Below are 26275 nucleotides of genomic sequence, written 5' to 3' on the forward strand. Positions count from 1 at the left end.
TGACCACCATGGCCCGTACTACGTCTCCACCACCTGAGGAACTCGCCGAGAAGATCGTCGACATCGACGTCTCCGAGGAGATGCGCGGCAGCTTTCTGGAGTACGCCTACTCGGTGATCTACCAGCGAGCCCTGCCCGACGCCCGCGACGGCATGAAGCCCGTCCAGCGGCGGATCCTCTACCAAATGAACGACATGGGTCTGCGCCCCGACCGCGCCCACGTCAAGTGCGCCCGGGTGGTCGGCGAGGTCATGGGGAAGCTGCACCCGCACGGGGACGGGGCGATCTACGACGCGCTGGTGCGCCTGAGCCAGTCGTTCGCCATGCGTGTCCCGCTGGTTGACGGGCACGGCAACTTCGGCTCCCTCGGCGGCGACGACGCCCCAGCCGCGATGCGCTACACCGAGGCCCGCCCGGACCGCGCCGCCCAGTTGCTGACCGCGTCCATCGACGAGAATGTCGTGGACTTTCGGCCCAACTACGACGGCCAGGAGACCGAGCCCGAGGTCCTCCCCGCAGCCTTCCCGAACCTGCTGGTCAACGGCGCCTCAGGAATCGCGGTGGGCATGGCCACCAACATGCCCCCGCACAACCTCGGCGAGGTGATCGCCGCCGCGCGGCACCTGATCTCCCAACCCGAGGCCGGCCTGGACGAGCTCATCGAGTACGTCCCCGGCCCCGACCTGCCCACCGGCGGCACCATCGTCGGTCTCGACGGCATCCGCGACGCCTACGCGCGCGGCCGGGGCACGTTCCGCACCCGCGCCACCGTGTCCATCGAGAAGGTCTCGCCGCGCCGCACGGGCCTCGTCATCACCGAGTTGCCCTACAGCGTCGGCCCGGAGAAGGTCGTCGCCCGCGTCAAGGAACTGGTGCAGTCCAAGAAGATCCAGGGCATCTCCGACCTCAAGGACCTCACCGACCGCAACCAGGGACTGCGCCTGGTCATCGAGCTGAAGAACGGCTTCAACCCCGAGGCGGTGCTGGAGGAGCTCTACCGGCTCACTCCGATGGAGGAGTCGTTCGGGATCAACAACGTCGCGCTGGTCGACGGCCAGCCGCAGACGCTGGGCCTGCGGGAGCTGCTCCAGGTCTTCGTGGACCACCGGCTGGACGTCGTGCGCCGCAGGTGCGAGTTCCGCCGCGGCAAGCGCGAGGAGCGGCTGCACCTCGTGGCCGGCCTGCACGTGGCCCTGCTGAACATCGACGAGGTCATCGCGCTGATCCGCGAGTCCGAGGACTCCACGCAGGCCCGGGAGCAGCTCATGACCACCTTCGAGCTCTCCGACACCCAGGCCCGCTACATCCTGGACACCCCCCTGCGCAGGCTCACCAAGTACGACCGCCTGGAGCTGGAGAACGAGCGCGACCAGCTGAACCGGGAGATCGCCGAGCTCACCGCGATCCTGGAGTCCGACACGAAGCTCCGCGAGGTGGTGTCCGCCGAGCTGGCCGAGGTCGCCAGCGAGTACGCCACCCCCCGCCGCACCATCCTCATGGACAGCTCCGGCGTCACCCGCAGTGCGGCGATCCCGCTGGAACTGGCCGACGAACCCTGCCACGTCCTGCTCAGCACGAGCGGCATGGTGGGCCGCAGCCGGGGCGAGACCGTGCCGCGGATGTTCGAGGGGTTGCGCACCAAGCACGACGCGATCACGGCCTGCGTCCCGGTGACCTCACGCTCATCCATCGGACTGGTCACCGACCTGGGCCGGGCGATCCGGTTGCCCGTACTGGAGCTGCCCGAACTCCCCGACGAGAGCACCGACGCCCCACCACTGGCCTCCGGCCTCCCCGTGACCGAGTTCGTCGAGCTGGCCGGGGACGAACGCGTGGTCTCGGTCGTCGCTCTCGACACCGACGAGCCCGGATTCGCGCTCGGTACAGCGCACGGCGTGGTCAAACGCGTCACCCCGGACTTCCCGCAGAACAAGGACGACTTCGAGGTGATCAACCTCAAGGAGGGCGACCGGCTCGTCGGTGTCTCCCAACTCTCCTCCGAAGAGGAGGACCTGGTGTTCATCACCTCGGCCGGGCAGTTGCTGCGGTTCTCCGCGGAGTCGGTACGACCGCAGGGCCGCGCGGCCGGCGGCGTGGCCGGCGTGAAACTGGCCGAGGGGACGCAGGCGCTGTGGTTCGGCTCGGTTCCGCTGCCCGAGGACTCGGTCGTCGTCACCGTGGCCAGCGACTCCACCGCGTTGCCGGGAACCCAGGCGGGTTCCGCGAAGGTGACCCCGTTCGACACCTTCCCCGTCAAGGGGCGGGCCACCGGCGGCGTCCGCTGCCAGCGCTTCCTCAAGGGCGAGGACACCCTGATCCTGGGCTGGGTGGGCCGCGAGCCGGTCCGCGCCAGCCGCCCCGACGGCGGGCCGGTCCGGCTTCCCGAGCCGGACCAGCGCCGGGACGGCTCCGGCGAGCCGCTCCCGCGCGGAATCACGGCGGTGGGAAGCGGACAGACCGATACCGGCGTTACTCCACCGGAGAACGGTTAGGACGAACCGGGGCGGCACACCGGGGTGCGCAGAGGCCTCTGCGCACCCCGGTGTGCCGCCCGCGTGCGATTGGAGCAGTGCGTGAGCAGCGAATTCGATGATGTCCTCAGCGCGAACGAGCGGTATGCCGAGCAGTTCGACCTCGGCGGCCTCAAACCCGTGGCCGCCCGCGGAATAGCCATCGTGACCTGCATGGACTCCCGAATCGAACCGCTCGACATGCTGGGCCTCAAACCCGGCGACGCCAAGATCCTGCGCAACGCCGGCGCCCGGGTCACCGAAGACACGCTGCGGACCCTGGTCCTCTCCGTCTACCTCCTGGAGGTGCAGCGGGTACTGGTGCTGCCGCACACACGATGCAAGATGGCCTCGGTCGACAGCGACGAGGCCGTGCACGACGCCATCTACCAGACCTATGGCGTCGACACCCGCAGTCTGGAGTTCCGCACCAACAACGACCAGATCGGCGCCCTGCGGCACGACCTGGAGCGCATCAGGCACCATCCGCTGCTCCCGAGCGGACTTCCGGTCATGGGTGCCATCTATGACGTCGACACAGGGAAGGTATCCGCAGTGGACGGATGAGATGCGGCGGAATACGGCGACGTGTCCGCGCCGTTGTGTTCCGCGATGAAGGGAGCACCCGTGGAGGAGAGCACCTACGAGACCTTCGCACGCGGCAAGATGCGCTTCGACCTCGGCGACCCGATCGGCGCCGCCAAGCTGCTGGCCCCTCTGAGTGAGAGGGAGCCCGAGAGCCGCTCGATCCTGGAGCTTCTGGGACGGGCCTACTTCCACTCGGCTCAGCTCGCGAAGGCCGAGCAGACCTTCCGAAGACTCCTGGAGCTGGATCCGGGCGACAACTGGGCGCACATCGCACTCGCGCGCTCCCTGGAGCGCCAGAACCGCGACGACGAGGCGGCGCCGTACCGGCGGCTGCACGCCGCAATGACCGGCGGCTCCCTCGACTGACTCCTGCGGCGCCCGGCCGGTGACGCCCCCCGGCCGGGCGCGGACGCTCTTCCCGCTCTGCCAGCCCCTGGTCAGCCCGCGTCCCGCAGCGGCTCGAATTACCCACCCCGGCGGCAGCGGGGCCATCGCGCGAAACTCCGCCGCCGGCCCGGTGCCAGCGGGGCGGCGTTAGCCTGCAGGCATGCCATCCACGCCCGAGGAACCGTCCGGCTGGGTCGACCGCTCCTCCGCACAAACCCGCGCCTGGGCCGACGAGGCCGTCCGCAGAGTGGTCGCTGACGCCAACCGTTCCGCAGACACCCACCTGCACGTCTTCCCGCTGCCCCCTGAGTGGGGCATCGACCTCTACCTCAAGGACGAGTCGGTGCACCCCACCGGCAGCCTCAAGCACCGGCTCGCCCGTTCGCTGTTCCTGTACGGGCTGGCCAACGGGTGGATCACCGAGGGAACCACGCTCGTCGAGGCCAGTTCGGGCTCGACCGCCGTCTCCGAGGCGTACTTCGCGCGGCTCATCGGGCTGGACTTCGTCACGGTGGTCCCCCGCTCCACCAGCCCGGAGAAGATCGCGCTGATCGAGCGCTACGGCGGGCGGTGCCACTACGTGGACGCCCCACCCGCCATGTACTCCGAGGCAGAACGGCTGGCGGCTGAGACGCACGGCCACTACCTGGACCAGTTCACCTACGCCGAGCGGGCCACCGACTGGCGGGGCAACAACAACATCGCCGAGTCGATCTTCGAGCAGCTTGCCATGGAACGCCATCCGGTCCCGGACTGGGTCGTCGTCGGCGCGGGAACAGGGGGCACGTCGGCCACCATCGGCCGCTACGTTCGCTACCGCCGCCACCACACCCGGGTGGCGGTGGTCGACCCGGAGAACTCGGCGTTCTTCCCGGGCTGGGTGACCGGCGCCCCCGACTACGCCACGGGCATGCCCTCACGCATCGAGGGCATCGGCCGCCCGCGGATGGAGCCGAGCTTCCTGCCGTCAGTGATCGACCTGATGGTCCCGGTACCCGACGCCGCGAGTATCGCGGCCATGCGCCACCTCAACGACGTGACCGGGTTGTCCGCCGGCGGTTCCACCGGCACCAACCTGTGGGGCGTGTGGCAGCTCGTCGCCCGGATGCTGCGCGACGGGCGATCCGGCAGCGTGGTCACTCTGATCTGCGACGGCGGAGAACGCTACCGGCACAGCTACTACGACGACGCGTGGGTCACCGAGAAAGGGCTGGATCTCGCGCCCTACACCGCGACTCTGGAGCGCTTCCTCGCGACCGGTGAGTGGCTGCCACCCGAGACCCAGGGCGGGTGATCGCCGCCCTGGGTGACTCAGGGCCAGGCCCGCATGGCGAGGTCGGCCGTGTGCTCCAGCTCCCCCCGGCTGGCGCCGTCCCGGGCTCGCTGCGACATGCCCTGCAGGACGGCGGCGCAGTAGGAGGCGAGGGCGCCCGGATCGGTGTCCTCGGGAAGCAGCCCGTTCTCGACATCGGTGCGGATGCGCTCACAGACCGTCTCCACGTTGACGTTGCGAAGCCCTCGCAGGTACCGCTCCACGTCCTGGGATCGCGGCCCACAAGTGGTCGCGGCACTGATGATCAGGCAGCCGCGCGGGTGGGCGGGGTCGGTGTAGTCGGTGGCCGCGGTCCGCAGCATGGCCTCGACCCCCGCGCGTGCGCTGGGAGCGGCCCGGAACGCCTCCATGACCCCGGCGCCGGCCGTCGCGCGGTAGCGCTCGACGGCCTCGGTGAACAGCGCGAACTTGGAGCCGAACGCGGTGTACAGGCTCGGCGGGGTGATACCTAGCTCCTGGGTGAGGTCGTTGATCGAGGTCGGTTCGTATCCGTACCGCCAGAACATCTCGGTGGCCGTGCTCAGTGCCCGGTCCCGGTCGAAGCTCCGAGGGCGTCCGCGTCGCGTCACCATACCTTCATTCTATAGCGAACACTATGCTAATCTAATTTATGTAGCGATCACTAGAAAAAGAGGGAGCACATGTACCGGCTCGATGGCACGACCGCTCTCGTCACCGGAGCGAGCAAGGGGATCGGACGCGGCATCGCGGAGCGTCTCGGCCAGGAGGGCGCGCTCGTCGCGGTCCACTACGGCACCGACGAGGAAGGCGCCCGGGAGACGGTCCGCCTCGTCGAGAAGGCCGGCGGGCGCGCGATGACCGTGGGAGCCGACCTCTCCTCGCCACACGGGGTCCGCGACCTCGTCGCGGGGCTCGACAGCGCCGTGGGAACGGACAACCCCGTCGACATCCTGGTGCACAACGCCGGGATCGGCGCGTCGAGCGGGGTCGCCGAGATCACCGCCGAGGAGTACGAACGCCTCTTCACGGTCAACGTCCGAGCTCCCCTGTTCCTCACCCAGGCCCTGCTCCCCCGGCTGCGCGACGGCGGGCGCGTGGTCGCCGTCTCCACCGGCCTGACGCGCGTCACGACGCCCGCGCTGCTGCCGTACGCGATGACCAAGGGAGCCCTGGAGGTCTTCACCCGCGGTATGGCGGCCGAACTGGGACCTCGTGGGATCACCGTGAACGCGGTGGCTCCGGGACTCGTCTCGGTCGACCGCACCGAACGCCAGATGCGCGACAACCCCGGGATGCGAGAGTCCGTGTTGGGGGTCACCGCCCTGGAACGCCTCGGACAACCCGACGACATCGCCGCCGTCGTGGCGTTCCTCGCCTCCGACGACGGCCGTTGGGTCACCGGGCAGTTGTTGGACGCCACCGGGGGCGCGCGGCTCTGACCGCTCGCCTGTGCGACGTGTGCGCCGACGTCGCGGGGATCGGCCCCTCAATGACCCTTGAGGGGCCGATCCCCGCGACCGCGCAAGACCGGCCGCCGCCGGGTCAGGTGTCGATCCGGTTCAGGTCCAACTCCTGGGCACCGTTGGCGATGAACTCCCGGCGCGGAGCGACCTCGTTCCCCATGAGCAGCCCGAACACCGAGGCCGCCTCCTCGGCGTGCTCCACCCGGATCCGGCGCAGGGTGCGGTGGCGCGGGTCCATCGTGGTCTCGGCGAGCTGGTCGGCGTCCATCTCCCCCAGGCCCTTGTACCGCTGGACCGGCTCCTTCCAGCTCAGCCCCTTCTTCTCCAGCTCAAGGAGCTTCCGCTGCAGCTCGGCGTCGCTGTAGGTGTAGATGTAGCGGTCCTCGGGCGTGGCGCCGCGCTTCTTCTTGCGCACGTTGGTCAGCTCGATCCGGTGCAGCGGTGGGACCGCGGCGTAGACCCGGCCCGCCTCCAGCATCGGCCGCATGTACCGGTAGAAGAGCGTCAGCAGCAGACACCGGATGTGCGCACCGTCGACATCGGCGTCGGCCATGAGGATGACCCGGCCGTAGCGGGCGTTGTCGAGGTCGAACGTACGGCCCGAGCCCGCGCCGATCACCTGCAGGATCGCCGCGCATTCGGCGTTCTTCAGCATGTCGCCGACGGACGACTTCTGCACGTTCAGGATCTTGCCGCGAATCGGCAGCAGTGCCTGGAACTCCGAGTCGCGCGCCAGCTTGGCGGTCCCCAGGGCGGAGTCGCCCTCGACGATGAAGAGCTCACTGCGGTCCAGCCCTTCGCTGCGGCAGTCGACCAGCTTGGCCGGCAGCGCGGAGCTCTCCAGCGCGTTCTTGCGGCGCTGGGTCTCGCGCTGCTGGCGGGCCGCCATCCGCGCCCGGGCCGCGTTGACGATCTTCTCCAGCACGGTCCGGGCCTGCTGCTTCTCGGCCCGTTTGGTCGAGGCGAGGAAGTTCCGCAGCTCCTTGCGGACGACCTGGGAGAGGATCCGGGTTGCGGCCGAGGTGCCCAGGATCTCCTTGGTCTGGCCCTCGAACTGCGGCTCGGGAAGCCGGACCGTGACCACGGCCGTGAGCCCTTCGAGCACGTCCTCCTTGGTAACCGGGTCATCGTTCGCCTTGAGCAGCTTCGTGTTCCGGAGCTGGTCGTTGACCACCTGCACCATGGCCCGTTCGAACCCGGCGACGTGGGTGCCGCCCTTGGGGGTGGCGATCACGTTGACGAACGAGCGCACCGTCGTGTCGTAGCCGGTGCCCCAGCGCAGGGCGACGTCGACCTCCAGGTGGCGGTCGACGTCGGTGGGGGTCATGTGCCCGTTGTCGTCGAGCACCGGAACGGTCTCGGTGAAGTTGCCCGAGCCCTGGATCCGCAGCACATCGTTGACCGGGTCGTCGGGGGCCAGGTAGGTGCAGAACTCGCCGATTCCGCCGTCGAAGCGGAACTCCTCCTCGTACGGCGGCTCGCCGTCGACGCGCTCGTCGCGCACCGCGATCGTGAGCCCCGGGATCAGGAAGGCGGTCTGGCGCGCACGGTCCAGCAGCGACTCGCGGGCGATGTCGGCTTCCTTGAGGAAGATCTTGCGGTCGGGCCAGAAGCGGATGCGCGTGCCGCTGACCTTCTTGGCCACCCGCCGCACCTTCTCCACCCCCGACTGCGGGGTGAACGCGGCGTCGGGCCCCGGAGCGTCGAACTGGCCGGGCAGCCCGCGCCGGAAGCTCATGGCGTGCGTGTGCCCCTGGAGGTCGACCTCGACGTCGAGACGCGCGGAGAGCGCGTTCACAACGGAGGCGCCAACGCCGTGCAGACCGCCCGAGGCCGTGTAGGAGCCGGAGCCGAACTTCCCGCCGGCGTGCAGCTTGGTCATGACCAACTCGACACCGGGCAGCCCCGACTTGGGCTCGGCGTCGACAGGAATACCCCGCCCGTTGTCGCGCACCTCCACCGAGTCGTCCGCGTGCAGCATGATGTCGATCCGGCTGCAGTGGCCGCCCAGCGCCTCGTCCACCGAGTTGTCAACGATCTCCAACATGCAGTGGGTCAGCCCGCGGCTGTCGGTGGACCCGATGTACATCCCGGGGCGCTTGCGGACCGCCTCGAGTCCTTCCAAGACCGAGAGATGCCGAGCGGAGTAATCCTCGGGATCGTGGAGGGCGGCGGTGAGGGCGGTCACGTGGACATCTCCTGCGTTCGTTAGGACGGGCGCGCGGCACGCCCGGATCAGGCACCGTACGTGCGCATGACACGGCTGGACAGGGGTCGGCACTGGAGTCCGAACGGCTCGGTCCCTCGGTTGCCACGGGGCTGCGCTCCCGGACAGCGCCGGCAGTGCCCCGGACATTCCGGGTTCCGTGCATCGTGTGTCCCGCTGGGGGGACCTTGCCCCCGGGGAGGAGGTGTGTGCCTCACATCCTCTCTTCCCGGCGACATTGGCTGGTTCGCGGGGTTTCCCGCCCCATACCACGCGCGACATTACCACTTGGGGCACGGTGTGCCCGGCTGCTCCCCTTTCTCCACGATGGCCTGGCGTGTCACCGGGTAGGCTCCCATCCGGCACGGCCAAGACTAACGATGAGGTGCGTCACAATCAGGCCCGATTCCGCTGTTGGCGTACAGAAGGGCTGGTTGGGAAGCTCTTGATCCGGTTAGATGTTGTCCCGAGTGACTAACGCCGAGTATTGAGGAAGGCGAAGTGACTGGAACCCTTGCCCCCACCCAGCCGCTGACGGCTGCTGACCGTTGCGACCGTTGTGGTGCGCAGGCGTACGTCCGAGTGGTACTCAGCTCCGGCGGCGAACTGCTGTTCTGCGCTCATCACATGCGCGAGCACGACGATTCGATTCGCAAGATCGCCTCGGAGATCCAGGACGAGACTAGCCGCCTGCACGAGAAGCCGGCCACGTCCGCCGAGGATGAGCGTTAAGTCATAACAGGAAAGACGTCCGGCGGTGGCCCCCAGTGGGGGCCACCGCCGATGTCGTGTCTGGGAGGTCTGTGCGCACCGCGCATGCGCGGGAATGGCTTCCGATGCCGAGCGTGGCGCCAGTATGACACCATGCGGTCGTGGAGATCACGTTACAGCTCTCCGACGAGCTGGCCACAGCCCTGCGTCATCGCGCGGAACTCGAAGGGCGCAGCATGCACCAGGTGGCCCTCGCCGCGATCGATGACTACCTCGCGCGTACAACCGACGATGGCCTGAATCGAGCGACCGAACTACCGGGGACTTCCGCCGAAGAGGACACCGCCAATCCATCTCTCGCGGAGACAGTGCGTCGCCCCGACCGGGCCGAAGCACTCGCGGAGTTGCGTGACCTCGGCACTGAGGGCGGATTCGACTTGGAGCATCTCCAGGACAAGCAGAACTACCGTCGATGAGTCCCGCCGTCCACCTTGTGGATATGCCCGGCACACCGGCCAGTCGACCCGCTGGTTGGCGGATCCTGGCTCGCTCTGAACGCCCGCGCGTCCGTCCTGTCCCATAGAGAGGTCCCATGCGCATCCTGCTGCCGCCGTCCGAGGGAAAGGCGACCGGCGGGGACGGCCCACCGCTGGACCTGGGGGCGCTGACCCTCCCCGAGCTGGGCGACGCGCGCGAGACGGTGCTGGAGGCCCTGGAGAGGCTCTGTTCCGGGCCGGTGGAGACGGCGCGGGACATACTGCGGCTCCCGGCCACCCAAGGAGAGGCCGTACAGCGCGACCGCGAGGTGCGCGCGGCACCGACACTGCGCGCCGCGGACCGCTACACAGGCGTGCTCTACGACCACCTGGACCTGCCCGGGCTGCTGGCGGGGGACAGCGCGGAAGCCGCGCGGCGGTCGGTTCTGATCTTCTCCGGCCTGTGGGGCGTGGTCGGGGTCGAGGACCCGCTACCGCCCTACCGGCTGGCGATGGACGTGCGGTTGCCTCCGCTCGGCCCGCTGGGCGCGTTCTGGCGCGAACGGCTCACCGACCCGTTGACCAAGTCCACCGAGGGCCATCTCGTGGTCGACTGCCGATCCGCGGCCTACGCCGCCGCGTTCAAACCCGTGGGCGATACCCGCGAGATGACGGTCACCGTCCGGGTGCTACGCGAGACCATCAGCGGCGGTGCCACCAAACGCACCGTCGTCAGCCATATGGCGAAGGCCACACGGGGCGCGATCGCGCGCTCGTTGCTCGCCAACCGGGTCGATCCCGCCACGCCCGCCGAGCTCGCCGAGGCGCTCAATGACCTCGGCCATCCGGCCGAGCCGCGTGCTCCCGCGCGGCGCGGCCAGCCCCAGAGCGTTGACGTGGTGGTGCGCGACTGAACTGGTCTGCCGAGCCGGCCTGAGCTAGCTGGGACGACGCAGGGACCCACCCACCAGGGTCTGGGACCATCCGACGGGCTCATCCGGCGCCGTCACCATACCGGGTCGGAACAGGCCGAAGCGTCAACAACGACTCGGTCTCGATCCGTGAGCGGTGTTTATCTCGGTCATACATCGCGCCCGGCATGATCGGACGTGTCAGTTGCAGATGACGCGGATGACACAACAACGGCGATGGCTCCACGGCGTGCCGGTCCTCGCGGACTCGCCACATCCGTGCGGATGCCGCGCTACGGGGGTCGCCATCAGACGATCGGGCCGGCCGACGCGAAGACCGGCCCGATCCGAACGGATGAGAACGGCTGAGGCCGTCCGCCGCGCCGTCCACGCCGGGACTCCCGGGGCACGAGCCCCGCGGCGTGGACGTCGCGGCGGACGGTTAGTCGAGGTAGTCGCGCAGTACCTGAGAGCGAGACGGATGCCGCAGCTTCGACATCGTCTTACTCTCTATCTGCCTTATACGCTCGCGGGTCACACCGTAGACCTTGCCGATCTCGTCGAGGGTCTTCGGCTGGCCGTCGGTGAGGCCGAACCGCATCGAGACCACACCGGCCTCGCGCTCAGAGAGGGTGTCGAGCACGGAGTGCAGTTGCTCCTGCAGGAGGGTGAAGCTGACCGCCTCACCCGGCTGGATCGCCTCGGAGTCCTCGATGAGGTCGCCGAACTCGCTGTCGCCGTCCTCACCGAGCGGGGTGTGCAGCGAGATCGGCTCGCGGCCGTACTTCTGCACCTCGACGACCTTCTCCGGGGTCATGTCGAGTTCCTTGGCCAGCTCTTCGGGGGTGGGCTCGCGACCGAGGTCCTGCAGCATCTGCCGCTGGACGCGCGCCAGCTTATTGATGACCTCGACCATGTGCACCGGAATGCGGATGGTGCGTGCCTGGTCGGCCATCGCGCGTGTGATGGCCTGCCGGATCCACCACGTGGCGTACGTCGAGAACTTGAAGCCCTTGGTGTAGTCGAACTTCTCCACCGCGCGGATGAGCCCGAGGTTGCCCTCCTGGATCAGGTCCAGGAAAAGCATGCCCCGGCCGGTGTAGCGCTTGGCCAACGACACCACGAGCCGCAGGTTCGCCTCAAGCAGGTGCTTCTTGGCGCGCCCGCCGTCATCAGCGATCCATTCCAGCTCGTCGCGGAACTCGTGGCTCAGCGAACCGCTCTCCTCGGCGAGCTTCTCCTCGGCGAAAAGCCCGGCCTCGATCCGCTTGGCCAGCTCCACCTCCTGCTCCGCGTTGAGCAGAGCGACGTTCCCGATCTGCTTCAGGTAGTCCTTGACCGGGTCGGCGGTGGCGCCGGCGGCCACGACCTGCGCGGCCGGAGCGTCATCGTCGTCCTCGTAGAGGATGAACGCCTCGTCCTCGGAGGTGTTGGCGGCCGCCTTCTCCGGGATGCCGACGTCCTCGGGCTTGACCCCGGACCCGGCTACCGGACCATCCGCGGCCTCCGGACGGTCGTCGACGACCTCCTCGACAAGCTCCAGCTCGGCACCGGTTTCCTCAAGCTCGTCGCTCGGCTCCAGTTCGAGGTCCTGGTCCTGAGCCCCAGTCTCGTCCGGGGCGACGTCCTCTTTGTCCGCGTCGGCCTTGGCCGGCGCGGGCTCCGCTGCCGCGGCACCGTTGTCGGCGCCGGAGGGAGCCGCTTCCTCATCCGCGGCCCTGACCGGCGCCGACGACGACGCCGCCTGCGACGCGGAGGACTTGGCGGACTTGGCGGACTTCCGTTTCGGCTTCTTGGCCGCGGTCTCGCCGCTTACGGGGGTGCCGCCGCCGGATGCCGGGGTCGTCACCTCCCGGTTCGTCGGCTCGTCGACAGGCTCATGCGCCGTCGCGGCTTCGGAGTCGACAACTGCTGTAACGGTGTCGGGCTGCTCCTGGGCCGCCGCCGCACGCTTCGCCTTACTCGTAGTGGTCTTGGGGGCAGCCGACTTCCGGCGCGTGGACTTGCGTCGAGCGGGCGCGGATTCCTCGGCCCCCACGACGAGAGTCACACCTTCCTTGGTCAGGCTCCGGAGCACAGTCTGGGCCTGCGACATCGGGATGTCGGCCTCTTCGAAGGCACGGCGCACGTCCTCGGGCTCAAGGTACCCCTGGGACCGCCCACGCTCGATCAGCTGCTGGATGACGGGCTCTTGCAGCGACTCCTGCTGCTTAGAGCGGGTCGAACTGGCAGGTGACACAAACACCTCTCGAACGGACGTGTGGCGAGATTGCTGGACCCGGCGGCCCGATGAGCGTCGGGGGAGGAGCTAGCCCTCTCCTCGCTCGGCACATCCCCGTCTGCGCGGGGAAGCCGGTTTTTCTTCAGCGTATGTGCCCTCTCTGGCGTTTGGGCACTTCCGCCCAGTAGGATTTTTGTCCACAGACCTACGGACTGAACCCCACCGTCGGGTCCTGAATTCCCCACCCCGCGTGAGCGGGGTTGATGGCTCCTCCACCTTAGGCAAAGTGTCGGACTTCTCTGTACGGTCTACAACTCCTGTCCGGCCTCGAGCACCGGAAGGTGGACAGCGAGCAGTGTGACGTCATCGTCCTGCTCGTACCCGTCGAGCATGCTCCCAACAAGATAGTTGAGCATCTCCTGTGGATCGCCCACCACCCCCGGCCGTGCCCCAGACGCTACGGTGACTAGTTCATCGAGGCCGGATGCGACGGAACGCTTCCGGTTCTCAACAAGACCATCGGAGTAGAGGACCACGGTGTTACCGGGTCGCACAAAGAATTTGTGGTGACCGCGGCGGGTGCTCACGCCGAGCGGTGTGTCGGGCACGGCGTCGACCAGCCAGGGATCGCCGCTCTCGGCCACGATCAGCGGTGGGAGATGCCCCGCGTTGCTGAGATCGATCTGGCCGGTCTCGGGGTCCAGAACGAAGTAGACCAGCGTTGTGACCTGGTCCGGCCCCTCGGTGGCGTCGAACATCCGGTCGAGCCCGGTGAGCACGTCCGCTGGCTCGGGCATGCTGAATGCCAGCGCCCGCAACGCGTTGCGCACCCGGCTCATGCCGGTGGCCGCCTCGATGCCCTTGCCCATGACGTCGCCGAGGACACCGGCCACCCGGCCGTCGGGCAGCGGGAACGCGTCGTACCAGTCGCCGCCCACCTGCACGTGCTGGGTTCCCGACCGGTAGAACGCCTTCATCCGAACGCCCTTGACCTCCGGAAGTTTCTCCGGGAGCAGGCTCGTCTGCAGCGCCTCGGCGGTCCGGTGCTCGCGCTCGAACAGGGTGGCTCGCCCCAGCGCGAGGGCGCACTGGCCGGCCAACGCCTCCAGGAAGACCTTCTCCTCGTCAGAGATCTCACGTTGGCTGGTGAACGCGAACCGCAGCGCACCGATCGGCAACCCCGCGCTGAGCAGCGGAAGGGTCACCCACGCCTGCTCGTCGGTGTGCTTCAGGAACGTGAGCAGCTCGGGATCGTCGTCGAGTAAGGCCCGCAGCTCGACCGGGCTGCCGGCGATGAACGGCTTGCGATCGCGCACGGCCATGGACATCGTGCCGGGGTAGTCCAGCCCGGCCTCGGCCGGATGGGTTCCCGGCACATCGGGCACGCCGTCAGGGTTGAGCACGCGCAACCACAGCCGTTCGCGGTCGAGCAACGCGACCGCGGTGCGGTCGACCCCGACGGCCGAGCGCCCGATCTCCGTCATGACCTGGACGACGTCGTCAACGGTGAGCGCCTCGGCGAGGTCGGACGTGGCCTTCTGCAGCCGCACCGTGCGCAGGGCGGCCTCGCCCAACTGCTGGGTGAGGCGCTGCCGCATCTCGTCGGCCTCGCGCTGGGTCGTGATGTCGGTGTTGGCACCGACCCACTCGACCAGCTCACCGTCGCGCATGATCGGGATGGCGCGCGAACGGTAGTAGCGGAAGTCGCCGGACTGGGTGCGGACCCGGAAGCTCTCGTCGAAGGTCGTGCTGTCGGCGAACGCGTCGTCCCAGGCGCGCTCGACCGGCTCGCGGTCGTCGGGGTGGACGGCGTCGAGCCAGCCCCGGCCCAGGTACTCCTCGACCGACTGGCCCGTGATGGCGCGCCACTCGGGGCAGTCCTCCTGGATCTCGCCATTGGGGTTGGCCGCCCAGACAACCTGGTTACCGGCCTTGAGGAGGGACCGGTAGCGCTCCTCGCTCCGCCGCAACGCCACCTCCACCTTGTGACTGTCACCCGCGTCGACCGCGATGAGCGCGACCCCCTCGATCTGGTCATCGTCGCCGTAAGCGGGGAACCACGACAGTGCCCAGGTCCGGCTCTCCGGGGTACCGCCAACGAGGGGATGATCGCCGTAGACAACGGCGCGGCTCTGCCGCACAGCGGCCACCGCGGCCTCGTGGTTGGCGGCATCGTCGGGATCCCTCAGCACCTCGGCAGGGGTACGCCCTTGGCACTCGCCCTCGTCGCACCCGTACACGTCGGCCAGGGTGCGGTTGACGCGCCGGAACCGTCCCGAAAGATCGAGGAACGCGAAACCGATCGGGGCCTTGTCCAGCAGCGTCTCGAGCAGGGCGGCATCCGAGGGGCCGAGTCCGAACGCGCGAGGGGGCGGAACGGACGTCTCGGTGCTCAACGATGACACCTCCGGGGTCCTTTCCCCCGTTCGAGGGGGCTCATTCACGCGAGCGCCAGGGCTTGGCGAACTTGGTCCGGGTAGGAACTACAACGGGATGGCTGGCCTCCACGCCGGAGGCCCTCGCCGCGACCGCGCCACTCGCTTCTCATGCTCAAGACACTCCCTCTTGAGACGCGATCAAGCCACCACTCCCCCGGCGGCGGCTGGATGTGCCGACGCCGTCGCATCAGCATAGGCCACGATGGAGCGTTCACATCGACCAAGCTGCAGCAGAAAGTAAATGGACATAGCGGAATGTAAATAATACGACGCGTAAGCGACCCGTAGGGCACGCGGGCGGATTTCGGTCCCCCCATTTTCGGACCGTCGCGCGGTGACCAGGTAAAACGCTCGAAATTCCCCCGAAGTCCGAACAGTCGGTCCACTGACAGCGCGACATGGCTGGCGACAATCCGGCCCCGACCTGGCATGCGGGCCGCTACGCTGGCCCGATGCCGGACAACCGGCAACCGCTGTTTCAGCAGCACCGCAAACCACATGCCTCCCACATCGTTTTTACCAATTCTTTATAACGACGGGGTGTGCGCCGTGTGGCAACGACCGCGCTCCACCTGCCGAACGCGGCCCGCTCGCCGCGGTTGCCGGCTCTGTTCCACCCGAAATGCCGGCCACCCGTCCCAAAAGGGATACGGCCGCACCCGGGCCGCGGTCAACGGCCACGCAAAGGCTGCGCAAGGACCGTCGCGGCGGGGGTTGACACCCCCGCGTGACGCAGTGAAATGGATGGTGGTCGCCGTCCGGACCGCATTCACAGCAAGGGGCGTGAGCGAGGATGCTCCAGATCTATCCGGCACATGACCTCGAACAGGTCGCCACACGACTCCACGGCGAGTTCGGCGTGCTGTCACACCCGCATGTCGAACGCTGTGTCGCCGACGCATGGAAGTGCGCCGAGCATCTTGGCTTCGAGGTGACGATCGACCTCGTGGAACGCGTCGCCCGCGAGCGCCTCCAGGCCATGATCAAGTCCGAGCCGCCGTCCGCGGCGACCCTCCGGCCGCGCCTCGGCGAGCACGACCGGCTTCGTTAGCGGAACGGCCCCGGGCGCCCTTTTCGGGGCGCCCGCACCACGTCCCCCTTCCCCGTACAAACTCCCTGCACGTGGCACGTCCCTTAGGCTCGGTGGGTGTCCGTATCACCCCTCTCACGAAGACCGGACCCCGAACCAGTGCCAGACGCCGTTTTCGTCGAAATGCTGCGCGCGGCCCGGGCGCTACTCGCGATGCGGCATCCGCTCGACGTCGAACTCGGCGTGAGCGAGATGCTCGGATCCTGGTGGGGCCAGCGGGTTCCGGGTGTCGACGTCGACCGCCTTCTCAGTGAGGGGCTGGTCGCGCACGCCACCAAGGCCGGCACCTCGGCCGGCCTCGCGGTCCTTACCGCTGTCTCCGTGCTGGGCCCTTCCCCGCGGCAACGCGACCTGGCCAACGAGGCGGCCCAAACGCTGTCCGCCGAGGACGTCGCACCCCCAATGTGGGCCGAGTCCGTGGGCACGGCGCGCCCCGTCACCGCGTACGTCTCGGGAAGCCGATTCGGCGACATCGACAACATCATCTGCACCTTCCGCTACGACCTCGACCCGGGTGCCGACACCGGCGAGGCGGGACACGCGCTGATCGCCGTCATCGACCACAACGCCGGCGGGGTGCTGCGCGACGCGTGGGTCACCACCAAGGCCGACCGCCTCCTTGAGCACTGCCGCCGCGAGGCCGCCGACACCGCCATGGCCACCTTCGCCGAACTCACCCCCGCGCGCGCCCGCACGCTGCTGGAGAACGGTTTCAACCGCACCCACCAGGTGCTGAACAGTCACGCGGGCAACCGGCCCGTGCGCGTCACCGGGGCGGGCGATGAGCACTTCTCCGGGGGAAGCCTGGCGGCGCACCACGCCCTGGCCCTCGCGCGAGTGCGGGCGCTGCCTCCCGAGACGGCCCCCACCTCCGAGCCCGTGTGGCCCCGCGACCGCCGCGCCATGCTGGCCGCCCGGTTCCTCGCCTCCGAGGAGTCGGCCGAGCTCTCCGACTCCTACGCGGCGAGCCGCTGCGTTGACCACATAATCGCCTACGGTTGCGACGTCGACGCGGGCCGTCCGCTGCGGGTGAGCCCGCGCAAGGTCGAGTCGTTCCTGCTCACCTGGTTGCCGCGCCGCGTCGTACTCCTCCCCGAGGAGCAGCAGGCCATGCCGCACGTGCTCGCGGCGTGGATCCGGTGGGCCGGCCCTCGCTTCGAGCTGCCGAAGACCGCCGTCGACGCCACGCTGGACGCGCTGTGGGAAGCCACCGCGGACTTCACCAGCACCTACCTTGACCCGGCCGCCTCCTACGGGTTGCGCCGCGAGGCGATCCGCCGGCTGCTGCCCGACGACGACCTCTCGGCCCTCGCACGCCGGATGTTCGCGTTCCCGCTACTGGCCAGCGATCTGGTCGCCGAGTCGGCCAGCGAGTTCGACCCGGCGACCCGGACCGGGCGGCGCGCGCTGCTGCGCCTGGACCACTTCGGCGAGTACGACACGTCCGGGTGGCCGCGAGGCAAGCACTCGGCGGACAACGGCAACGGCACCGGCGCGGACGAGGCCCCGAACACGGACACGCGCACGGTCGACGGCGGTCCCGGCGCCTCCGAGGAAGAGCTGGCCGCGCACGAGAGGCTGGCCGAACGCCTGTGGAACGGCGAGCCGCCCGCGCTCTGGGAGGCCGCCCAGCGGCTTCTCGACCGCGGCCACAGCCGCCGGGAGGTGCTCAGCACACTGCTCACCGTGCTGGACGACGCCGACGACGAGGACGACCTGGTGGAGCGGCTAACCGAGTTGTGACCCGGCCCCGGTCAGGGCCACTCCAGCAGGCGCGCGCGGAGCGCGTCGATGATCTCGGGATCGAGCTTCAGGCCGTCGCGGACGTACTCCTCAACCGTCCCGTGCACCCGCTCCACCTCGGCGAACGCCGTCTGCAGGTACCTCCGGCGCACGCCCAGGATCGGGTCGACCAGCGTCCGATCGATTCCGTTCTCGTCGCTCTTCGCGTAGATCCACCGCTGGATGTTGTCCATTCGGAGGTTGCTCACCAGGTAGTCGCTGACGATCGTCGCCCAGGGCACTCCCAGGAGCGACAGGATCAGCGCCGCGGCCCAGCCGGTCCGGTCCTTGCCGGCGCTGCAGTGGAACACGGCCGCGGTCGGCCCGGTGGCGACCCGCGTGAGCAGCTCCGCGTAGCCGGCGCGGGCGGCGTCGCTGGTGACGAGCACCCGGTTCACGTTGTGCATGAACCGCTCGCCCCCGCCGTCCGACAGGACCTCCCGGGCCAACTCGGGCTCGGCGAGGACCGAGGCCAGGTCGCCGGCGAAGTGCCGATCCGCGCCTTCCCCGGTCCCCCGCGTGCCGCCCGCCGGTTTGGGGTTGACGTCGAGGGTCGTGTACTCGACGCCGTCGGGGAGGCGGTCAGCGTGCTTCGCGCGTTCCACGTCGGCGCGCAGGTCCATCACCTGCCGCAGCCCGATGCGCTCCAGCGTTGCGAGGTCGCTTTCGTCGAGCCAGGCCAGCGAGTCGGAGCGGTAGACCATTCCGCGGCGTACCCGGGCCCCATCGCTCGTGGCGCGCCCACCGAGGTCGCGGAAGTTGGGGGCATTGGCCAGAAGCTGGTCGTCGATCGTCACGACACTGAGCCTATCTACCGGCCCTCAACACCGGGCATCTAGGGCATGAACGTCGTTTACGCCGGGCCCGGCCGTGTTGCGCCCCTCGCGCTCCAGCAGGTCGGAGGCGGCCCCGATCCCCGCTGCCGGGTCTGCTCGCGACCGGTGGCTGCGGTGTCGGGGCTGGTGTCGTCAACCCGGATCTGGTGGGTGAGCGCGACGTGAGTATCAGCGATAAGGAATTATTGGTTCCGTTGTTAGTATCGGTGTTACTATTATTTCGATTCCGATGGAACCATATTGTTGGAGTGCAGCATGATCATCGTGACCGGAGCCACCGGACAGCTCGGGCGCCAGATCGTCGAGAGGTTGCTGACCCGCGTGCCGGCCGATCAGGTCGGCGTCAGCGTCCGCGACCCGCAGAAGGCACAGGCACTTGCCGACCAGGGGGTGCGCGTGCGGAAGGGCAGCTTCACCGACGCCGGAAGCCTCACCCACGCTTTCGAGGGGGCCACCCAGGTACTGATCGTCTCCGCCGACAAGACAGGCCAAGAGGAAGTGCGGCAGCACCGTACCGCGATCGACGGGGCCGTCGCGGCGGGTGCCGGCCGCATCCTCTACACCAGTCACATGGGCGCCAGCGCCACCTCGCGTTTCCAGTCCTGCCGCGACCACGCCGCGACCGAGGAAGCGCTGCGTACCTGCGGTGTGCCGTTCACGTCGCTGCGCAACGGCTTCTACGCGGCCAGCGCGCTGCAGTTCCTCGGCCCTGCCGTGGAGTCCGGCGGCCAGGTCGCGCTCCCCGCGGACGGCCCGGTCAGCTGGACCGCGCACGCCGATCTCGCCGAGGCCGCTGCCGCCGCCCTGGCCGACGAAGGCCGCTTCGAGGGCCCGACTCCGCCGCTCACCGCGGCGCACGCACTCACCTTCGCCGACCTCGCCGACATCGCCACCAAGGTCACCGGCCGTACCATCACCAGGACCACCGCACCCGACGACCAGTACCGGGAGCAGCTGGTGGGCTTCGGCGTCCCGGCCGAGACGGCAGACCAACTCCTGGGCATCTACGCCGCCAGCCGTGCCGGCGAGTTCGCCGCCGTCGACCCGACGCTGGCCGCCCTGATCGGCCGCGAACCCATCACCATGGGTTCGCTGCTGCGCGAGCGACTGTCCAGCAACTGATCCGTGGGCGAGGAGGCGTCACCACCCTCACTACGTACCCCTAGGGCATGGGCGTGCTGGCGCGCAGGGCGGGGATCTGCTCGCTGGCCTCCTTGACGTCCTTCGCGGTGTCGATCCCGCGCCAGAAGCCGCCGATCCGGTAGCCGAAGAGCCGCCCCTCTCCCGCCAGCTCCGGGAAGGTACTGGACTCGTGGTCGCCCTTGTACGGGAGCTTCGGGATGGCCGCGCGCTCGAAGAGGTAGACACCGGCGTTGATCCAGAAGGGCAGCAGAGGGCTCTGGGTGAAGCCCTCTATCGTGCCGTCCTCGGTGACGTCGACGATGCCCCAGCTGGTGCGGTACTGGGCGAGGGCGAGCGTGACCAGTCCGCCTTTCTCGCGGTGGAAGGAGACGAAGTCGTCCAGCGAGAACCAGGTGAGGACGTCGCCGTTGAGCGCGAGGTAGGGATCGTCACTCTCCCGGAGCCCGGAAGCCGCGTAGCGAAGCGCGCCTCCGCGGCCCAGGGGCTCCTCCTCGACCAGCAAGCTGATCCGTGGCCCGCCCGCGCGGCTGGCCAGGTGCTCGCGTAGCACGTCGGCCTTGTACCCGCACGAGACGACCACGTGCTCGACCCCGTGCCCGGCGAGCCACTCCAGCTGGTAGTCGATGATCGGGTGGCCGGCCACCTCGACCATGGCCTTCGGACGGGTGTCGGTGTAGGGCCGGAGGCGGGTCGCCTGGCCGCCGGCCAGGATGACCGCTTCGCGTGTGGGGGCGGCGGATCCACTCATGGCCGGAGAGTAGCAGGCGGGATCGGGATCTCAGCGCCCGCTCCCGAGGCCGGCCCACTCGGCTGCGGTACCGCCCGGCCGGCCCGGCGGGCGGGTCAGTCTTGGGTCATCTCGCCGTAGGCCTGGCGTACGTCCTCACTGGTGACCACGGTCAGCTCGGTGGCTGTCGCGGCCTCGCCGACCTGTTCGGAGACCCGAAGGTCACGATGCGAGCACGCCTTCTCGAACAGAGAGCGGGCGAACCGGCCGTTGCCGAGCTCGTCGATCCACCCGGAGTCGCACACATAGGCGAAGATCTGCCGCAGGTCTTCGCGGGCCGAGGGATCGAAGGCGTCGCCCGCTCCGGCCGCCACAACGTCAGCGATCTCGGCGAGCTGGTCGGGCGTGTAGCTCGGAAAGCCCACGCGCACGTTGAACCGGGAGGCCAGTCCCGAGTTGCTGGCCAGCAGCCGGTCCATCTCGGCCGGGTAGCCGGCGAGCACGATCACCAGCCGGTTGCGCTCGTCCTCGGCCCGCTTGAGCAGTGTCTGGATGGCCTCGGCGCCGAAGGCGTCGCCCCCGCTGTAGCCCGGGTTGGCGAGGGCGTACGCCTCGTCGACGAACAGCACCCCGCCCAGCGCCCGGTCGACCAGCTTATTGGTCTTGACGGCGGTCCCCCCAAGGTGCTCCCCGACCAGGTCGGCACGCTGCGCCTCGACCACCTCCGCCCGGCTGAGCAACCCCAGCGCCGCGAAAATCCGCCCCAGAATCCGCGCGACCGACGTCTTTCCGGTGCCGGGCGGTCCGGAGAACACGAAGTGCCGCATGGGCGGCTGAGTGCGCAGCCCTTGCTCTTCGCGCAGCTTGGCGACCTGCAACTGGGCGACGATCGACCGCACCTGCCGCTTCACCGGTTCCAGACCGATCATCCCGTCCAGCTCGGCGAGGGCCTCGGTGACATCCGGCATCTCCCCGAACCCGGGCAGCCGCCCGGTCAGCTCCTCGTAGGCGGCGGCGATATCGGGGGCGCACACTGTGACCAGCTCCTTGGGGCCGGGCTGGCCCTCGCCCTTGTCTGCGGTGACCACACGCACGTCGCGCGCCTCGGCCGCTTTCTCCACCAGGGAGCGGACGAACCGGCCGTTGCCCAGATCGTCGACGACCTCGCGCTGCGCCGCCTGCTCGAACCGGCGGCGCAGGCCAGGCCGTGCCTCGTCGTCCAGGTGGTCGCCCCGCTGCTCGAACAGGGACTCGGCGATCTGTTGCAGCTCGTCCGGGCTGTAGCTGGGAAACGTGACCCGCGTGGCGAACCGCGAGGCCAGGCCGGGGTTGGAGGCCAGAAAGTGGTCCATCTGCTCCTCGTAGCCGGCGAGGATGATCACCAACTGGTCCCGGTCGTCCTCGGCGCGTTTGAGCAGCGTCTGCACCGCCTCGTTGCCGAACCGGTCGGGCTGCCCGTCGCCGTCGTTGACCAGGGAGTACGCCTCGTCGATGAACAACACGCCGCCCAGCGCCCGGTCGACCAGCTCGTTGGTCTTGATGGCGGTCGCGCCGAGGTACTCCCCCACCAAGTCGGCACGCTGCGCCTCGACCACCCGCGGTGTTCGCAGCAGCCCGAACGAGTGCAGGATCGTGGCCAGCGTGCGGGCCACGCTTGTCTTGCCGGTTCCCGGCGGCCCGGAGAACACCAGGTGGCGCAGCGGCTTGTCGACGGAGTAGCCGGCGTCGGCCCGCAGCCGGGCCGCCTCGATCGACGCCGCGATCGCGCGGACCTGCTGCTTCACCGGGTCCAGGCCGATCATGTCCTCAAGCCGCGCGAGGGCCTCGTCCACCGGGATGGGCTCCTCCGCGTCGGCGTCCCCCTTTGCGCCGCCGGAGCCGTCGGCCGCACGGCCGGTGGCACGCTCCCGGGGCCCACCGGCCGGCGGATCGCCGCCCAGCGGCGAGCGGGCCTCCTGGGACTCGGGCCTGGGTTTGAGGTCGCGCCGGAACCGGTAGCCGGCGATCGCGCGCCACGCCAGCGCCAGGCCCGCGGCGGCCACGGTGCACACGATCCCCAGCGGCGATGGCTCAGCGAAGACAAGCATCGTGCCCAGGGCGATCGCGAGCCCGACGATCAGCGCGACCAGCAGCGCCAGGAGTGTCGTGTGCCAAACGGGAAACTCGCGGATCCGGGTGGCGGCCAGCGAGACGACCAGCGGCAACAAGAGGAGGACCAGCACCGCCGGTTCGCCCGCGAGCGGAATCTGGAACAAGGGAATGGCAACGGCCAGCCACGCGATGCCCACCAGAACGGTCGCGACGGCCTCGGTGGACCGCATCAGCGCCGCGAACACCAGCAGGAGCGCGACCGTCACCGTGACCGCCGGCCACACTCCGATGCCGAGGACAAAGGCCAGCACGGCGACGGCGGTCACGGCGATCAGGCCCCCGACGAGCCGAGTCCGGGGCGGGTAACCGTAGTAGGCGGAGCGCACACGCTCCAGGACGGACGTCCCTCCGGTTCCCTCTGCGGTCCGGGTACGGTCGGCGCGCGGCATCCAGAGCCCCCTTATTCCCGTCGTGCCCGGTCCGGCGACAGCGTCTCGACCACCCCGCTGCCGCCAGCCTCACGCGGTGCCCCGTTCCACCGCGGGCGATGGGCCGCGCCGCGGTGGTGGTTGTGTCTGTGTGTCTCTGTGCAACATCCTGACCGGCTTCCGCCGGGCCACGTCCCTGAGGCGGAACCCCGCAACAGCCCGTGTCTCATGCCTTCCCGACGTTCTACACCAGGTACGGCGCTGGGTGAAACGCCCCGAGGCTAGAGCAGCGGAAGCTGGCCGTCCGATCCCGGACGCGGCGTGCGCAGATGCCGCCACTTCGGCAGGTGGTCGAGGTAGGACCAGCTCATCCGGTGATGGGGGGTGGGCCCGTTCTCGGCGAGTGTGGCGCGGTGGACGGGTGAGGGGTAGCCGACCGCGGTCGCGAGGCCGTAGCCGGGGAACTCTTCGTCGAGCCCGGCCATGAAGGTGTCGCGGTGCACCTTGGCCAGGATCGACGCCGCCGCCACGCTGACACAGGAGGAGTCGGCCTGGATCTCGGTGCGGACCCTCCAGGGGCGGCCCAGGTAGTCGTGCTTTCCGTCGAGGATCACGGCATCGGGCCGCTCGCGGAGTCCGTCCAGGGCCCGCTCCGCGGCACGCCGGAGCGCCTCGGTCAGGCCGACACTGTCGATCTCCGCGGGCTCGGAGTATCCGATGGCGTGGTCGTGCACCCACGGGCGGACCCGGGCTTCCAGCTCCACGCGCTGCTTCGGGGTGAGCTTCTTGGAGTCGGTGAGCCCTTCGGGCGGGTCGGTTCCGTCGGTGACCGCCGCGCAGACCGCGACCGGTCCGGCCCACGCCCCGCGCCCGACCTCGTCAACACCGGCGACAAGTGCCGCGCCGCCCGCGGCGAGCTCGTTCTCCAGCGCGTACGTGGGCACCACGGCGGCGGACTCGGAGGAGGCTGACGTCGTCACGCGACCACCCTAGTGGCCGGTACGCCCGCACGCGGTTCCGGTGGGCGTGTCTGGCGTCTCCGCGTGCTCTCTGGCCCCGCGTGTGACACGTGATCAGCGTTATCACAGTAGGTAGTTTTATACTGACCGACAGTGCCAATGGAGAGGGAAGCCGTGAGGTGGAGCACAGTCATACCCCGCGATACGTTGTACGACATCGCGGCCCTGGCGCTGCGGCTCGCGCTCGGCGGGCTGTTCGCCCACCACGCGTGGCGGACCATTGAGGACGACGCCCTCGCCATCAGGCGACTCACGGAGTTCAGGGTTCCCGCCGCCGGCGAGACGGCCATGGTCCTTCCACACCTCGAGTTGGCCTGCGCGACCGCGTTCGCCCTGGGCATGCTTACCCCGCTAGCGGGCGCCTTCCTCGCCGTACTCGGTGGCGGCGCGCTCTGGCTGGAACTGACCACGGAGCCGCCGCTGGCCCCCGACGCCGCACCGGCATTCCTCATTCTGGCGATCGCGGCCTGCCTGCCACCGATCATGCACACCGGCCGGCTCGCGGTTGACCACCTGGCGTTCGCCCGCCCCACATCGCCGCGCCACCGGTTGGCCTCAGATCGTTCATCCCGCGATCCAGAAACCTCCACCAAGCGGCCCGAACAAGCGCCTCCGCTCCCGTATCCTGAGGAGCGGGCCGCGTACCCGCGGCCATCACGAACCTGACGCGGCCCCGCGGGCCCCAAGACCCCGCCGGCCGTGCCCGAGATCACGGATTCGGTGGGGGAACACTCGTATGTCCGCCGCAGCTCCCACATCCGGCGAGGAACCGGTGGGTGGGGCCGTGCAACACGCCGGGGACGACTCGGTCGCGAAACTGATCGAGATCGCGCACAAACCCACAGTGGCCGAGCGCCTCGTCTCCTGGGCCTCGCGCCCGCCCGGCCGGCTGTACGTGCCCGCCTGCGTCGTCGTCGCACTGGTCCTGCTGCACGAGGACAGCATGCCGGGCGGGCACCTACCGAGCTGGCTGTTCGGCGTGGGCGGCGGCACCGTACTCGCCGCCATGGGGGCGCTTCGGCTCGGCATCGCGCTGACCGTGGCCCGCCCCATGATCCGGTACTACTGGCTGCGCTGGGTCGCGGCACCGGCGATCGCCCTGGGCACACTCGCACTGGCGGTCGCCGACGTTCCGCTGCAGGCGCGCGTGGAAGCGTCGTCCGGCGCCCTGAGCGAGGTCGACAAGACCGCCAATCGTTCCACCACGATCCCGCTGAACGGGTCCTGGTCCGGGCTGTACCCGCTCAAGGCCGTCGCGGTCACCGAGGACGTCACCCTCTACACGGTGCAGGGCGCGGGACTGCTGAACGAGTCCGGGCTGGCGCGCAGCCCCGAAACGCTGCCCACCGAGGTGTTCGTCGCCGGGCCCGGCGGTCCCGTCGTCTACGAACACATCTCGGGCGACTGGTACTCGTGGAGCGCCTACTAAACCAAGCCGCGCTGCGGCACCCGGTCCGCACTCCTCGAAATGCGATTAGAACGGGACACTAACCCGGTTCTTATATCAGTCCGGTAAACATACAGGGACAGACATACCGAGGAACCTCTCTTGGGAACGAGCGCGATGAACGAATTCATGACGACGTTGCACCTGCGCGTCCACGACGCGGTGGCGGCGTTCCAGCGGGCACGCGCCCAAGGCGACGTGGACCTGTGCACAGTCCAGCTCGGCGAGATCGAGGACCTGGTCGAGATAGCGGCGCGGCACGGAGTGGACATCGACAGTGGCTACCAGGCACTCGAACACGCCGCGTAACGAACCGGATCGCACCGGAATCCGCCCGCCGGCACAATAATTGTTCCCGGACTCCGGCATCACCCCTTGGAGGTGGAACAGAATCCGGGAACAATCTCCCCCCGATGTCTTCGACACTACTCGGGGGGAATTAAAGTCCGGGTAATCGGACGCCCAATCTCAGGTCATACCGCGTTCGACCGGGCGCTTATCCTTCTC

At 69.2% G+C, this 26275-nt stretch carries 22 protein-coding genes; 14 read left to right on the forward strand and 8 right to left on the reverse strand.

The features are described 5' to 3' along the window. The first annotated feature begins 8 nt into the window (after positions 1–8). From F4561_RS19090 to cds1, 4 genes are all read left to right on the forward strand, one after another. Positions 9–2492, forward strand: a complete 2484-nt coding sequence (locus F4561_RS19090) for a DNA gyrase/topoisomerase IV subunit A (protein ID WP_184580759.1) — start codon at positions 9–11, stop codon at positions 2490–2492. A gap of 81 nt (positions 2493–2573) precedes the next feature. Continuing rightward, the gene (locus F4561_RS19095) at positions 2574–3077 is read left to right on the forward strand and encodes a beta-class carbonic anhydrase (RefSeq protein ID WP_184580760.1); all 504 of its coding nucleotides are present in this window, start codon (positions 2574–2576) and stop codon (positions 3075–3077) included. 60 nt (positions 3078–3137) lie between these two features. Next, complete coding sequence (locus F4561_RS19100) at positions 3138–3464, forward strand: tetratricopeptide repeat protein (protein WP_184580761.1); 327 nt, start codon at positions 3138–3140, stop codon at positions 3462–3464. A gap of 181 nt (positions 3465–3645) precedes the next feature. Continuing rightward, positions 3646–4779, forward strand: coding sequence for an L-cysteine desulfhydrase Cds1 (gene cds1, locus F4561_RS19105; RefSeq protein WP_184580762.1), 1134 nt, complete (start codon positions 3646–3648; stop codon positions 4777–4779). 17 nt (positions 4780–4796) lie between these two features. Here cds1 and F4561_RS19110 read toward each other — a convergent pair whose 3' ends face one another. Then, positions 4797–5390 (reverse strand): TetR/AcrR family transcriptional regulator, encoded by a 594-nt coding sequence (locus F4561_RS19110; RefSeq protein WP_184580763.1) that lies wholly within the window; start codon positions 5388–5390, stop codon positions 4797–4799. A 69-nt stretch (positions 5391–5459) separates the two neighbouring features. On the opposite strand from F4561_RS19110, the gene F4561_RS19115 reads away from it, so the two are divergent. Next, positions 5460–6218 carry an SDR family oxidoreductase gene (locus F4561_RS19115; RefSeq protein ID WP_184580764.1) on the forward strand — a complete coding sequence of 253 codons (759 nt, stop codon included), beginning with the start codon at positions 5460–5462 and terminating at the stop codon, positions 6216–6218. Positions 6219–6321: 103 nt separating this feature from the next. Here the strand turns inward: F4561_RS19115 and F4561_RS19120 are convergent, their stop codons facing one another. Then, positions 6322–8430: a DNA gyrase/topoisomerase IV subunit B gene (locus tag F4561_RS19120; RefSeq protein ID WP_184580765.1), complete on the reverse strand. Its 2109-nt coding sequence runs from the start codon at positions 8428–8430 to the stop codon at positions 6322–6324. A 519-nt stretch (positions 8431–8949) separates the two neighbouring features. Between F4561_RS19120 and F4561_RS19125 the strand changes: the two genes are divergently transcribed. The 3 genes from F4561_RS19125 to yaaA all read left to right on the forward strand — a co-directional run bounded on the left by F4561_RS19125 (position 8950) and on the right by yaaA (position 10549). Then, complete coding sequence (locus F4561_RS19125) at positions 8950–9180, forward strand: DUF7455 domain-containing protein (RefSeq protein WP_184580766.1); 231 nt, start codon at positions 8950–8952, stop codon at positions 9178–9180. Between the two features lie 140 nt (positions 9181–9320). Further along, positions 9321–9635: a ribbon-helix-helix protein, CopG family gene (locus F4561_RS32710; protein ID WP_184580767.1), complete on the forward strand. Its 315-nt coding sequence runs from the start codon at positions 9321–9323 to the stop codon at positions 9633–9635. Positions 9636–9751: 116 nt separating this feature from the next. Continuing rightward, entirely contained in the window at positions 9752–10549 is a 798-nt protein-coding gene (gene yaaA, locus F4561_RS19135; protein ID WP_184580768.1) for a peroxide stress protein YaaA, read from the forward strand. A gap of 439 nt (positions 10550–10988) precedes the next feature. Here the strand turns inward: yaaA and F4561_RS19140 are convergent, their stop codons facing one another. Both F4561_RS19140 and F4561_RS19145 read right to left on the reverse strand, forming a co-directional pair. Continuing rightward, complete coding sequence (locus tag F4561_RS19140; protein WP_312885615.1) at positions 10989–12728, reverse strand: RNA polymerase sigma factor; 1740 nt, start codon at positions 12726–12728, stop codon at positions 10989–10991. 347 nt (positions 12729–13075) lie between these two features. Next, complete coding sequence (locus F4561_RS19145; RefSeq protein WP_184580770.1) at positions 13076–15163, reverse strand: SpoIIE family protein phosphatase; 2088 nt, start codon at positions 15161–15163, stop codon at positions 13076–13078. Between the two features lie 835 nt (positions 15164–15998). Between F4561_RS19145 and F4561_RS19150 the strand changes: the two genes are divergently transcribed. Together F4561_RS19150 and F4561_RS19155 are read left to right on the forward strand one after the other, a co-directional pair. Beyond that, positions 15999–16256 (forward strand): hypothetical protein, encoded by a 258-nt coding sequence (locus F4561_RS19150; RefSeq protein WP_184580771.1) that lies wholly within the window; start codon positions 15999–16001, stop codon positions 16254–16256. 162 nt (positions 16257–16418) lie between these two features. Further along, positions 16419–18038: a hypothetical protein gene (locus F4561_RS19155; RefSeq protein WP_184583852.1), complete on the forward strand. Its 1620-nt coding sequence runs from the start codon at positions 16419–16421 to the stop codon at positions 18036–18038. Positions 18039–18049: 11 nt separating this feature from the next. Here F4561_RS19155 and F4561_RS19160 read toward each other — a convergent pair whose 3' ends face one another. After that, positions 18050–18874, reverse strand: coding sequence for a tyrosine-protein phosphatase (locus tag F4561_RS19160; protein ID WP_312885378.1), 825 nt, complete (start codon positions 18872–18874; stop codon positions 18050–18052). Between the two features lie 294 nt (positions 18875–19168). On the opposite strand from F4561_RS19160, the gene F4561_RS19165 reads away from it, so the two are divergent. Beyond that, positions 19169–20035: an NmrA family NAD(P)-binding protein gene (locus F4561_RS19165; RefSeq protein WP_184580772.1), complete on the forward strand. Its 867-nt coding sequence runs from the start codon at positions 19169–19171 to the stop codon at positions 20033–20035. 40 nt (positions 20036–20075) lie between these two features. Here the strand turns inward: F4561_RS19165 and F4561_RS19170 are convergent, their stop codons facing one another. The 3 genes from F4561_RS19170 to rnhB all read right to left on the reverse strand — a co-directional run bounded on the left by F4561_RS19170 (position 20076) and on the right by rnhB (position 24282). Further along, positions 20076–20804: a nucleotidyltransferase family protein gene (locus F4561_RS19170; protein WP_184580773.1), complete on the reverse strand. Its 729-nt coding sequence runs from the start codon at positions 20802–20804 to the stop codon at positions 20076–20078. Between the two features lie 95 nt (positions 20805–20899). Then, the gene (locus tag F4561_RS19175) at positions 20900–23323 is read right to left on the reverse strand and encodes an AAA family ATPase (protein ID WP_184580774.1); all 2424 of its coding nucleotides are present in this window, start codon (positions 23321–23323) and stop codon (positions 20900–20902) included. A 260-nt stretch (positions 23324–23583) separates the two neighbouring features. After that, the gene (gene rnhB / locus F4561_RS19180; RefSeq protein ID WP_312885379.1) at positions 23584–24282 is read right to left on the reverse strand and encodes a ribonuclease HII; all 699 of its coding nucleotides are present in this window, start codon (positions 24280–24282) and stop codon (positions 23584–23586) included. A gap of 153 nt (positions 24283–24435) precedes the next feature. On the opposite strand from rnhB, the gene F4561_RS19185 reads away from it, so the two are divergent. The 3 genes from F4561_RS19185 (at position 24436) to F4561_RS19195 (ending at position 26077) form a co-directional block, all read left to right on the forward strand. Next, a complete protein-coding gene (locus F4561_RS19185; protein WP_184580775.1) occupies positions 24436–24987 on the forward strand; it encodes a DoxX family membrane protein in 552 nt (183 codons plus the stop codon). Positions 24988–25057: 70 nt separating this feature from the next. After that, a complete protein-coding gene (locus F4561_RS19190; RefSeq protein ID WP_246437234.1) occupies positions 25058–25750 on the forward strand; it encodes a hypothetical protein in 693 nt (230 codons plus the stop codon). Between the two features lie 135 nt (positions 25751–25885). Next, entirely contained in the window at positions 25886–26077 is a 192-nt protein-coding gene (locus F4561_RS19195; protein WP_184580776.1) for a hypothetical protein, read from the forward strand. Positions 26078–26275 lie beyond the last annotated feature (198 nt).

The organism is Lipingzhangella halophila (genome assembly GCF_014203805.1).
Classification (GTDB): domain Bacteria; phylum Actinomycetota; class Actinomycetes; order Streptosporangiales; family Streptosporangiaceae; genus Lipingzhangella; species Lipingzhangella halophila.